Below are 11,799 nucleotides of genomic sequence, written 5' to 3'. Positions count from 1 at the left end.
CCCACGCCAGATCGACCTCCACCCGCGACCCACCCGCAGAACCGGGGAGCGCAGCGGTCGAGGTCATGCCCGCAACCTACGAGCAGGGTCTGACAATTCCGGTGGTCAGCGGACCGACTGCTGAGGGCGGACATCGCCCGACCGACGTCCGCTCGACCGACCCGGCGAGCGGGTCGGCGGAAGGTGGTCAACTGTTCGACGTCGGTGCGTCAGGATGCCTGCTCGTGCCTGCGAGATCTGAGGAGTTGCTGGTCGCGCCCGCGCTGCGCGAGGTCCGGCGGCCGTGCCGCCCCGGTGGCCTCATGGTCGGCGGCTGCCTGGTCTGGGCCACGATCGCTGTCGCCCGCGGCGCGGTCGATGCGGGCGGCGCAGCTGTCCTCTGCCTCATCGTGATCATGATGATGACGGCGGCGCGGATCGCGTGGTGGCGCCTGCGACCGGGCAGGGTGACGGTGTGGTGTGGCGACGCCGGGATATCCATCAGGCGCGGCGCCCGGGTCGTCCGACGCTGGTCCTGGTCGGACGAGCTGGAGCAGGAGCTGTGCGTCTCACCCGGGGACCGGTGGCCGGAGTGGTCACGGGCAGCGGACTTCAGCACCGTCACCTACATGACGGGCAGGTGGCCTGACCGGCAGATGTCGTCGTCACCCGAGATCCTGCTCGTGCGGCCCGAGCAGGTCGAGCGGGCGAACCGAGCTCTCTCGGACGCCCTGCGCCGGCATGCACCACGTGCCGAGGACACAGGTCAGCGCAGTGCGTAGCGGGTGAAGAGGACGTCGTCCTCCTCAAGCGCCTGGAGCAGCCGGCCGCGCACCGGACCCTCGGGCAGCGCCGTCGGCAGCAGGTGCGGGCCGCCGCCGACCAGCAGCGGTGCGACCGAGAGGTCGAGCTCGTCGACCACGTCCGCGGCCAGCGCCGCCGCGAACAGCGCCGGCCCGCCCTCGCACACCAGCTGCTCCAGCCCCCGGGCGGCCAGCACGTCGACGGTCACGCCCAGGTCCACGTCCTCGTCGCCGCACACCAGCACCTGCACGCCGGCGTCGGCCAGCGCCGCCCGCCGGTCGGGCTCGGCCGCCGCGCAGGTGACCAGCACGGTCGGCACCACGGCGCCGGTGACCAGCTGGTCGTCCGGGGTGAGCGACGCCCGCCGCGACACCACGACCACCGGCATCACCGGCGGCAGCCCGAGCGTGACGCGCAGCTGCCCGACGGCGGAGTCGGCGAGCACCGGCCGGTACCCCTCGGCCGCCGCCGTCCCCGCGCCGACGAGCACCGCGTCGGCCAGCGCGCGGAGGGTGCGGAACACCCGCCGGTCGCCGTCCGAGCCCAGCCCGCCGCTGCGCCCCTCGACGCTGATCGTCGCGTCGAGGGCCTCGATGAAGTTGACCCGCAGGTGCCGGCCCGGCGCGACGCGGTAGGCGTCGGCCAGGCCGGTGGGGTCGCGGGGGAGCGCGGTCACGTTCAGCGGGTGGTCAGGACGACCGCGCTCTCGGCGGGCACGGTCACCGTGGCGCCGGCCAGCCGCGGCTCGTCCTCGCCGCTGCGGAACAGCACGCCGGTCGCCGGCTCGTCGAGCTCGACCTCGCGGTCCTGCCCGGCCAGGTTGGCCACCACCCGCAGCGAGCCGCGCTCGATGACCAGCCAGCGCTCGTCGTCGTCCCAGCTGACCCCGACGACGGACAGGTCCGGGTCGGTCAGCTCCGGGTGCGCGCGGCGCAGCGCCAGCAGCTGCTTGTGCACGTCCAGCAGCTGCGCGTGCGGCTCCTGCGCGAGCTCGGACCAGTCGAGCTTGGACCGGGTGAACGTCTCCGGGTCCTGCGGGTCGGGCACGACGTCGGCGTCCCAGCCGTGCGCCGCGAACTCGCCGATCCGGCCCTCGGCGGTGGCCTTGCCCAGCTCCGGTTCCGGGTGGCTGGTGAAGAACTGCCACGGCGTCGAGGCGCCCCACTCCTCACCCATGAACAGCATCGGCGTGAACGGGCTGGTCAGCACCAGGGTGGCGCCGACGGCGAGCAGGCCGGGGGAGAGGGAGGCGGAGATCCGGTCGCCGACCGCGCGGTTGCCGATCTGGTCGTGGTCCTGCAGGTAGCCGAGGAACTTCCAGCCCGGCAGCTGCGCGGTGTCGACCGGCCGGCCGTGGTGCCGGCGGCGGAAGCTGGACCAGTCACCGGCGTGGAAGTACGCGCCGGTGAGCACCCGCGCCAGCCCCTCGAGCCCGGCGTCGGCGAAGTCGGAGTAGTAGCCCTGCCCCTCGCCGGTCAGCTGCGTGTGCAGCGAGTGGTGGAAGTCGTCGCTCCACTGCGCGTCGATGCCGGTGCCGCCGGCCACCCGCGGGGTGACCAGCCGGGGGTCGTTGAGGTCGCTCTCGGCAATCAGCGTCAGCGGCCGGCCGAGCGCCACGGACAGCTTCTCGACCTCGATCGCCATCTCCTCGAGCACGTGCGTCGCGCGCTCGTCGACCAGCGCGTGGACGGCGTCCAGCCGCAGCCCGTCGACGTGCATGTCGCGCAGCCACATCTGCACGTTGTCCAGGATGTAGCGGCGCACCTCGTCGGAGTCCGGGCCCGACAGGTTGATCGAGTTGCCCCAGGTGTTCGCCCCGCCCTCGGCGAAGATCGGGAAGAACTCCGGCAGGTAGTTCCCCGACGGCCCGAGGTGGTTGTAGACGACGTCCTGGAGGACGCCGAGGCCGCGCTGGTGGCAGGCGTCGACGAACCGCTGGTAGGCCGCCGGCCCGCCGTAGGTCTCCTGGACGGCGTACCACCCGACGCCGTCGTAGCCCCAGTTGTGCGTGCCGTTGAACGCGTTGACCGGCAGCAGCTCCACGAAGTCGACGCCCAGGTCGACCAGGTGCCCGAGCCGGTCGATGGCGGCGTCCAGCGTGCCCTCGGGCGTGAACGTGCCGATGTGCAGCTCGTAGACGACGCCGCCGGCCAGCGGCCGGCCGGTCCACGGGCGGTCGTTGCACGCGTACGCCGACGGGTCGAACCGCCGCGACAGGCCGTGGACGCCGTCCGGCTGGCGCCGCGAGCGCGGGTCGGGCCGCGGCGTCTCGTTGTCGTCGAGCAGGAAGCCGTAGTCGCTCTCCGGCTCGGCCGGCACGGTGACCCGCCACCAGCCCTCGTCGTCCCGCTCCATGTCGTGCACCTGCCCGTCGAGTTGCAGGCGGACCCGCTCGGGCAACGGGGCCCAGACGGAGAACTCGACGGGCTCGGGCATGGGGAGGACCTCCGTGGGCGGTGGGGTGGGTCGGATGAGCGGAACCGGGCTGGGGAGCGGACCGATCATGCCCGCCCGGCGGGCCGCCAACCCTGGGACGCCGAACGGCCGGGCACCCTGTGCTCAGGTGCCCGGCCGTTCCGGTGGTCGTGCGGTGCGGTCAGACCGCGAGCAGCTGACCCACGTAGATCAGGTTGGGGTTGCTGACGACGCCGCGGTTCTTGGCGTAGAGCGACTGCCACGAGGTGCCGTTCTTGGCAGCGATCTTGCCCAGGGTGTCACCCGACTGGACCGTGTAGCTGCCGGTCGCCGCAGCGGCCGGGGCCTGGCGGGTGGCGCGGCTGGCGGCCGGCTGCCGCTCCTGGACCGGGGCGGCCTTCGGAGCCGGCGCCGCCTGGGGGGCGGGCGCGGCCTTCGGGGCCGGAGCCGGGGCCGGGGCGGCCTTCGGCGCGGGGGCGGCAGCGGCCGCGGCGGTGGTGCCACCGGTCAGCTTCTTGCCGCAGACGGGCCAGGCGCCGATGCCCTGGCCGGCCAGGACCTTCTCGGCGACCGCGATCTGCTGGGCCGGCGAGGCCAGGTCGGCGCGCGCCGCGTACGCGGTGCCGCCGTAACCGGCCCAGGTGCTCTGCGAGAACTGCAGACCGCCGTAGTACCCGTTGCCGGTGTTGATGCTCCAGTTGCCGCCGGACTCGCACTGGGCGACACCCGACCAGTCGTGCTCAGCGGCCGAGGCCGCGGTCGTGCCGACGCCGATGGTGGCACCGAGGCCGACCGCGGCGGCCCCGACGGTGACCGCGCCGCCGCGGAGGACGCGACGGGCGCGGGCGTGACGAGGCGCAGAGTGCTTGGACATGCGTGGGTTCCTCCGATCACCGCCGGCGAGGTGAGCTGTCGGGTTCGGGCGATCGGTGCCCGGCCGCAGATCTGCGGCTTCACCCCGTAGACGCGCGGCGCAGCTGGGCGGCGCGTCGGAAGTGGGTCCCCCGCCCCCGTCCGGAAAGGGTCTGGTTGAGGTCGCCGGTGGACGGGGTTTGGCGGTCCGGCGCCGCGCTCGGCCAGGAAGGCCCGAACGCGAGGGGAACGCTAGGTGAGGAAGTGCCAACGGTCGAACGGTGTGTCGCAGTACGACGGCGCGTCGGCGTGACCTTCTTGTGACACGCCGACCCCAGTTCGGCAGTGCGTCGATGTGACGTGACGCTGTGTCGACGAGTCGACATGACGATTCAAGGACCTCCGGTGCGCTACCGCCCGGGGGGACGGACGACCAGGGGGGACGGACGACCGAGGGGCGGCTGCCGTCGTCGGCAGCCGCCCCTCGGATCCGGCGGGCGTCAGGTCAGGCGCGCACGAGCAGCGCCACCGGCAACCGGTCCAGCAGCTCGGCGGTCCGGACGCCGTCCGCGTCCGCGACCACCCGCGTGCCGGTGAGCAGGTCGCGCCACGCGCCGGTCGGCAGCGCGATCGCGGTGTCACCCCAACCGCCCGCGGACACGTGCACCGGACGGCGGGTCGCGACGGTCACCACCCCGCCCCGGTCGAACGCCACGACAGAGTCGGCCGCCGTCCCGGTGGCCTCGACCGGCGTGTAGCCGGCGAACGCCTCCGGGTGGTCCCGCCGGTGCCGCAGCGTGCGGGAGACGACCAGCAACTTCGCCGCGCCCGTCTCGTCGACCGGCGGCACCCAGCCGCCGTCGAGCCGCGTGAGCAGCTCCCGGCGCCGGTCGTAGTCGACCGGGCGGCGGTTGTCCGGGTCGACCAGCGAGAAGTCCCACAGCTCGGTGCCCTGGTAGACGTCCGGGACGCCGGGCATCGTCAGCTGCAGCAGCTTCTGCGCCAGCGAGTTCGACCACCCGAACGGCGCGATCCGGGCGACGAACTCCTCGATCTCCGCGTGCGTGGTGGGGTCGTCGTACGCGGCGTCCACCAGCGCGTGCAGCTGGTCCTCGAACTCCTGCACCGGGTTGGTCCAGGTGGTCGAGGTGCCCGCCTCGCGCGCCGCCTTCTCCACGTACGCGTGCGCGCGCTCCCGCGACAGCGGCCAGGCGCCCACCAGGTTCTGCCACACCAGGTGCGCCAGCGACCGGTCGGCCAGCGGGTGCCGGTCGACCCAGCCGCGCACCAGCGTCGCCCACTCGGTCGGCAGCTCGGCGAGCACGGCCAGCCGGGCGCGCACGTCCTCGCTGCGCTTGGTGTCGTGCGTCGACAGCGTCGTCATCGACTCCGGACGGCGCTCCGCGCGGCGCTGCTGCGCCTCGTGGAACTCCGCCACCGTCGAGCCGAACCGCGCCGGGTCGCCGCCCACCTCGTTGAGCGCCACGAACCGCGCCCAGCGGTAGTAGGCGCTGTCCTCGACGCCCTTGGCCATCACCGGCCCCGAGGTCTGCTCGAACCGGGTGGCCAGCTCCGAGCCGGCCTGGCCGAGCAGCGGGTGCAGCGCCTCGACCGCTGCGGTGAGGTCCGGCCGCCGCTCCTTCACCGCGGTGACCGTCTCGTCCAGGTACGAGCGGCCGTCGGGCAGGTAGCTGCGGTAGACCGGGAACGACGCCAGCAGCTCGGCCAGGCCCTCCCGGACCTGCTCGGCCGGCACGCCCTGCAGCTCGCCGACGATCCGCTGCAGCCGCGCCACCTCGGACCCGAGCATCCCGTCGGTGACCTCGCGCTTGCAGTCGTGCACCAGCTGCGCGTAGTCGACCGGACCGCCGGCGAGCTCGGTGTCCAGCTCGGTCAGCGCCGCCTCACCGGCGGGGTCGACCAGGACGTCGTCCACCTCGGTCAGCGCGTCGTAGCCCGTCGTCCCGGCCGTCTGCCAGCCCTCGGGCAGCTCCTCGCCGGGCTCGAGGATCTTCTCCACGACCGTCCACCGGTCGCCGGTGGCCGCCGCGAGCCGCTCGAGGTAGCCCTTCGGGTCGGCCAGGCCGTCGGGGTGGTCGATGCGCAGGGCGTCGACCGCACCGCCGTCCACCAGCTCCCGGACCAGCGCGTGCGTCGCCTCGAACACCTCCGGGTCCTCGACCCGCAGGCCGGCCAGGGTGTTGATCGCGAAGAACCGCCGGTAGTTGAGCTCGTCGTCGGCGCGCCGCCAGTCGACCAGCTCGTAGTGCTGCCGGGCGTGCACCTCCTGCGGCGTCCCCTCGCCGGTGCCGGGGGCGATCGGGAAGCGGTTGTCGTAGTAGTGCAGCTCGTCCCCGACCACCTTGAGCTCGGACACGTCGTCCGCGCTGCCCAGGACGGGGATGCGGACCTTGCCGCCACCGAAGTCCCAGTCGATGTCGAAGGCGCTCGCGTGCGCCGACCCGCGGCCGTGCTGCAGCACGTCCCACCACCAGCCGGACTCGTGCGCGTCGCTCACGCCCATGTGGTTGGGCACGAGGTCCAGCACCAGGCCGAGGCCGTGCTCGTGCAGCCGGGCCACGAGCCGGTCGAGGCCCTCGCGGCCGCCGCGGGGCTCGTCGATGTGGGCGTGGTCGGTCGTGTCGTAGCCGTGCGTGCTCCCCGCCTCCGACCGCAGCAGCGGCGAGGAGTACGCGTGGCTCACGCCGAGGTCCGCCAGGTAGCCGGCCACGGCCGCCGCGTCGTCGAGGGTGAAGTCGGCCGTCACCTGCAGCCGGTAGGTGCCGTTCGGCACCGCCCGGCGGTCGCGCTCGGTCACTCCGCGGCCTGCAGCACGATCAGCGAACGGCCCTCGAGGGTGACCTTGTCGCCGGCCTTCACCTGCAGCGGGTCCACCTCGCCGAGCTCGGAGGAGTCGACGACGACGGTCCAGCCGGTCGCGTACTCGTCGGAGGGCAGGGTGAACTCGATCGGCTCGTGCGAGGCGTTGAACGCCAGGTAGAAGCAGTCGTCGGTCACCGGCTCGCCGCGCTCGTCCATCTCCCGGATGCCGTGGCCGTTGAGGTACATGGCCAGCGACTTGGCGAAGCCGACGTCCCAGTCGTCGTCGTCCATGAGCTCACCGGCGGGGGTCAGCCAGGCGATGTCCTGCACCGGATCGCCCTCCTCGCGGCGCACCGGGCGCCCGTGGAAGAACCGGCGGCGGCGGAACGTCGGGTGGTCGGTCCGCAGCTTCGTGACGAGCTTGGTGAACTCGAGCAGGCCCTCGTCGACGTCGTCCCAGTCGATCCAGGTGATCTCGTCGTCCTGGCAGTAGCCGTTGTTGTTGCCCCGCTGGGTGCGGCCCAGCTCGTCGCCGTGCAGCAGCATCGGCACGCCCTGGCTGAGCATCAGCGTGGCGATGAAGTTGCGCCGCTGCTGCGCCCGCAGCTCCAGGATCTCCGGGTCGTCGGTCTCGCCCTCGACGCCGCAGTTCCAGCTGCGGTTGTGGCTCTCGCCGTCGTTGTTGCCCTCGCCGTTGGCCTCGTTGTGCTTCTCGTTGTAGGAGACCAGGTCGTTGAGGGTGAAGCCGTCGTGCGCGGTGACGAAGTTGATGCTGGCCACCGGGCGCCGGCCGGAGTGCTGGTACAGGTCGGCCGAGCCGGAGATGCGCGCGGCGAACTCGCCGATGGTGGCGTCCTCGCCCCGCCAGAAGTCGCGGACGGTGTCGCGGTACTTGCCGTTCCACTCGGTCCACAGCGCCGGGAAGTTGCCGACCTGGTAGCCGCCGTCGCCGATGTCCCACGGCTCGGCGATCAGCTTCACCTGGCTGACGATCGGGTCCTGGTGCACCAGGTCGAAGAACGCCGACAGCCGGTCGACCTCGTGGAACTGGCGGGCCAGGGTGGAGGCGAGGTCGAAGCGGAAGCCGTCGACGTGCATCTCGGTCACCCAGTAGCGCAGCGAGTCCATGATCAGCTGCAGCGCCTGCGGGGTGCGGACGTTGAGCGAGTTCCCGGTGCCCGTGGTGTCCATGTAGTACTGCTCGTCGCCCTCGACCAGCCGGTAGTACGTCCGGTTGTCGATGCCCTTGAACGACAGCGTCGGGCCCATGTGGTTGCCCTCGGCCGTGTGGTTGTAGACGACGTCGAGGATGACCTCGATGCCGGCCTCGTGCAGCGCCCGGACCATGCCCTTGAACTCCTGGACCTGCTGGCCGTCGGTGTTCTGGGCGTACTCGTTGTGCGGGGCGAAGAAGCCGATGGTGTTGTAGCCCCAGTAGTTGCGCAGGCCCTTCTGCAGCAGCGTGTCGTCCTGCACGAACTGGTGCACCGGCATGAGCTCGATCGCGGTGATGCCCAGGCTCTGCAGGTGCTCGATGATCGCCGGGTGCGCCACGGCGGCGTACGTCCCGCGGATGTCCTCGGGGATGCGCGGGTGGGTCATCGTCAGGCCCTTGACGTGGGCCTCGTAGATGACCGACTTCTGGTACGGGGTCTTCGGCGGGCGGTCGGTGCCCCAGTCGAAGTAGGGGTTGACGACAACGGACTTCGGCATGTGCGCCGCCGAGTCCTCGTCGTTCCGCTCGCCGGAGTCGAAGTGGTAGCCGAAGCACGACTCGTCCCAGTCGACCTGGCCGTCGACGGCCTTCGCGTAGGGGTCCAGCAGCAGCTTGTTGGGGTTGCACCGCAGACCCTGCTCGGGCTCGTACGGGCCGTGCACCCGGTAGCCGTAGCGCTGGCCGGGCTGGATGCCGGGGAGGAAGGCGTGCCAGACGAAGGCGTCGCGCTCGGGGAGCCGGATCCGCTCCTCGTTGCCGGCCTCGTCGAAGAGGCACAGCTCGACCTTCTCGGCCACCTCGCTGTAGATGGCGAAGTTGGTGCCGGTGCCGTCGTAGGTGGCCCCGAGCGGGTAGTCGGAGCCGGGCCACACCTGCGTGGTCATGGGGAAGGTCTTCCTCCTGCAACTGAGCCCCGGAGCTGGGGCGGCCGCCGCAGCGGGGCGCGGCGGCGGGGTCGGATCGGGTCGGGAGTGCCCGCTCCGGGCGCTCCGCACACCTGACCTCCGCCGAGGTCACAGCGGACGGCGCGCGGCGTGGGCCATCCCGAGTGGATCTTGGCAGGGACGGCGGGTGCGGGGCCGCTGGCGGTGCCGGTGACGGCGCACCCGGACACGACGGCGCACCCGGACACGACGGCGCATCCGGACACGACGGCGCACCCGGACACGACGACGCCCCCCGCGGGCGGACCGCGGAGGGCGTCGTGGGTGGCCCGACCCGAGGGGCGTCGTCCGGCGCCGCCGGCGAGGCGGTGCGGGCGTGCCCCGGTCGAGCCAGGCGCGGGCCCGTCCGGCGCCGGTCCGTCCTCGTCCGCCACCCCTTCCCCTGGGCGGCGGGTGGCGCTGGTCCGGCGGTGGGCGGGCCTCGCTCCTGCGCGGAGGACGCTAGGCGGCGCGCCGCGCGCCGACAAGGGGGTCCGGGCGAGTTCGTCACCCCGCCCCCGCGTGTCCCCGACGACGCTCGGGACCCGTTCTGTCACACCCCCGTCGTACCGTCGTCCCGTGCGCGCATCCACCGACCTCCGGCCCACCACGGGCAGGTTCCGCGTCGTCAGCGAGTTCCAGCCGTCGGGTGACCAGCCCGCCGCGATCAAGGCCCTCGCCGAGCGGGTGAACGCCGGCGAGCAGGACACGGTGCTCCTGGGTGCCACCGGCACCGGCAAGTCGGCGACGACCGCCTGGCTCATCGAGCAGGTGCAGCGGCCCACGCTGGTCATGGCGCCGAACAAGACGCTGGCCGCGCAGCTGGCCAACGAGTTCCGCGAGCTGCTGCCCGACAACGCGGTCGAGTACTTCGTCTCGTACTACGACTACTACCAGCCCGAGGCGTACGTCCCGCAGACGGACACCTACATCGAGAAGGACTCCTCGATCAACGAGGAGGTCGAGCGGCTGCGGCACTCGGCGACCAACAGCCTGCTCACCCGCCGCGACGTCGTGGTGGTCTCCACCGTGTCCTGCATCTACGGCCTGGGCACGCCGTCGGAGTACGTCGACCGCGCGCTGAAGATCAAGGTGGGGGAGGAGCGCGACCGCGACGACCTGCTCCGCACCCTGGTCACCGAGCAGTACACCCGCAACGACCTCGCGTTCACCCGCGGCACCTTCCGGGTGCGCGGCGACACGATCGAGGTCTTCCCGGTGTACGAGGAGCTCGCCGTCCGGATCGAGATGTTCGGCGACGAGGTCGAGCGGCTGTACTACCTGCACCCGCTGACCGGCGAGGTGGTGCGCGAGGTCCAGGAGCTGTTCGTGTTCCCGGCCAGCCACTACGTCGCCGGCCCCGAGCGCATGGAGCGGGCGATCAAGACAATCGAGGCCGAGCTCGAGCAGCGGCTGGCCGAGCTCGACCGGCAGGGCAAGCTGCTGGAGTCCCAGCGGCTGCGCATGCGCACGACCTACGACATCGAGATGATCCGGCAGGTCGGCTTCTGCTCCGGCATCGAGAACTACTCGCGGCACATCGACGGCCGGGCGCCGGGCAGCGCGGGCGCCTGCCTCATCGACTACTTCCCCGACGACTTCCTCCTGGTCGTCGACGAGTCGCACGTGACGGTGCCGCAGATCGGCGGCATGTACGAGGGCGACATGAGCCGCAAGCGGACGCTGGTCGACCACGGCTTCCGGCTGCCCTCGGCGATGGACAACCGCCCGCTGAAGTGGGAGGAGTTCACCGACCGGATCAAGCAGACCGTCTACCTGTCGGCGACCCCGGGCTCCTACGAGCTGGGCCGGGTGCAGGGTGACGTGGTCGAGCAGGTGATCCGCCCGACCGGCCTGGTCGACCCGGAGGTCGTGGTGAAGCCGACCAAGGGGCAGATCGACGACCTGGTGCACGAGATCCGGCTGCGCACCGAGAAGGACGAGCGCGTCCTGGTCACCACGCTGACCAAGAAGATGTCCGAGGACCTCACCGACTACCTGCTCGAGCTGGGCATCAAGGTGCGGTACCTGCACTCCGAGGTCGACACGCTGCGCCGGGTCGAGCTGCTGCGCGAGCTGCGGCAGGGCGAGTTCGACGTGCTGGTCGGCATCAACCTGCTGCGCGAGGGTCTCGACCTGCCCGAGGTGTCGCTGGTGGCCATCCTCGACGCCGACAAGGAGGGCTTCCTCCGCTCGGGCACCTCGCTGATCCAGACGATCGGCCGCGCCGCGCGCAACGTCTCCGGCCAGGTGCACATGTACGCCGACAAGATCACCCCGTCCATGGCGCTGGCGATCGACGAGACGGCGCGGCGGCGGGAGAAGCAGATCGCCTACAACACCGAGCGCGGCATCGACCCGCAGCCGCTGCGGAAGAAGATCGTCGACATCCTCGACGGCATCTACCAGGCGGCCGAGGAGGCCGAGGGCGCCACCGAGCTGCTCGGCGGGTCCGGCCGGCAGCAGTCCCGCGGCAAGTCGCCGGTGCCGGGGCTGTCGTCGAAGACCAAGAGCAAGGCCGGCTCGATCGACGTCCAGGGCCTGCCGCGCAACGAGCTGGCCGACATGATCGCCCAGATGAACGAGCAGATGCTGGCCGCGGCCCGCGAGCTGCAGTTCGAGGTGGCGGCCCGGCTGCGCGACGAGCTCACCGAGCTCAAGAAGGAGCTCCGCCAGCTGGACGCCGCGCTCGCCTGAGCCGGCGCGACCACCGGCAGACCGCCGGGCACCAGCCGGGCCATCTCCGCGGCCATCGCGGCGTCGACCAGCCCGTGCTCGCACCTGAAC

Annotated in this window: 7 protein-coding genes and 1 riboswitch; of the genes, 2 read left to right on the top strand and 5 right to left on the bottom strand. The window is 72.3% G+C overall.

All coding sequences use genetic code 11. The features are described 5' to 3' along the window. Positions 1-761, top strand: a 761-nt coding sequence (locus AB0J00_RS21865) for a hypothetical protein (protein ID WP_357749227.1), incomplete at its 5' end; no start/stop codon positions are given. Here the strand turns inward: AB0J00_RS21865 and AB0J00_RS21860 are convergent. The 5 genes from AB0J00_RS21860 to glgX all read right to left on the bottom strand — a co-directional run bounded on the left by AB0J00_RS21860 (position 746) and on the right by glgX (position 8,973). Beyond that, the gene (locus tag AB0J00_RS21860; RefSeq protein ID WP_357749224.1) at positions 746-1,459 is read right to left on the bottom strand and encodes a dihydrofolate reductase family protein; all 714 of its coding nucleotides are present in this window, start codon (positions 1,457-1,459) and stop codon (positions 746-748) included. The two genes, AB0J00_RS21865 and AB0J00_RS21860, sit on opposite strands and share 16 nt — an antisense overlap. Positions 1,460-1,461: 2 nt before the next feature. After that, positions 1,462-3,219 carry a malto-oligosyltrehalose trehalohydrolase gene (treZ, locus tag AB0J00_RS21855; RefSeq protein WP_357749220.1) on the bottom strand — a complete coding sequence of 586 codons (1,758 nt, stop codon included), beginning with the start codon at positions 3,217-3,219 and terminating at the stop codon, positions 1,462-1,464. A 160-nt stretch (positions 3,220-3,379) separates the two neighbouring features. Continuing rightward, complete coding sequence (locus tag AB0J00_RS21850; protein WP_357749217.1) at positions 3,380-4,072, bottom strand: transglycosylase family protein; 693 nt, start codon at positions 4,070-4,072, stop codon at positions 3,380-3,382. A gap of 5 nt (positions 4,073-4,077) precedes the next feature. Beyond that, positions 4,078-4,234: riboswitch (cyclic di-AMP (ydaO/yuaA leader) on the bottom strand. Positions 4,235-4,555: 321 nt separating this feature from the next. Further along, complete coding sequence (gene treY / locus AB0J00_RS21845; protein WP_357749214.1) at positions 4,556-6,868, bottom strand: malto-oligosyltrehalose synthase; 2,313 nt, start codon at positions 6,866-6,868, stop codon at positions 4,556-4,558. After that, complete coding sequence (glgX, locus tag AB0J00_RS21840; protein WP_357749211.1) at positions 6,865-8,973, bottom strand: glycogen debranching protein GlgX; 2,109 nt, start codon at positions 8,971-8,973, stop codon at positions 6,865-6,867. The genes treY and glgX overlap by 4 nt, the downstream gene beginning before the upstream one ends. Positions 8,974-9,591: 618 nt before the next feature. Between glgX and uvrB the strand changes: the two genes are divergently transcribed. After that, complete coding sequence (gene uvrB, locus AB0J00_RS21835; RefSeq protein ID WP_357749208.1) at positions 9,592-11,709, top strand: excinuclease ABC subunit UvrB; 2,118 nt, start codon at positions 9,592-9,594, stop codon at positions 11,707-11,709. Positions 11,710-11,799 lie beyond the last annotated feature (90 nt).

The sequence above is a fragment of the Modestobacter sp. NPDC049651 genome (genome assembly GCF_040659695.1).
Lineage (GTDB): Bacteria > Actinomycetota > Actinomycetes > Mycobacteriales > Geodermatophilaceae > Modestobacter.
This window is presented reverse-complemented; position numbering and strand designations above follow the sequence as displayed.

Bases quoted from the DNA above. Each gene is read 5' to 3' on its own strand.
- glgX (WP_357749211.1), bottom strand. From the start codon at position 8,973: ATGACCACGCAGGTGTGGCCCGGCTCCGACTACCCGCTCGGGGCCACC.
- AB0J00_RS21850 (WP_357749217.1), bottom strand. From the start codon at position 4,072: ATGTCCAAGCACTCTGCGCCTCGTCACGCCCGCGCCCGTCGCGTCCTC.
- treZ (WP_357749220.1), bottom strand. From the start codon at position 3,219: ATGCCCGAGCCCGTCGAGTTCTCCGTCTGGGCCCCGTTGCCCGAGCGG.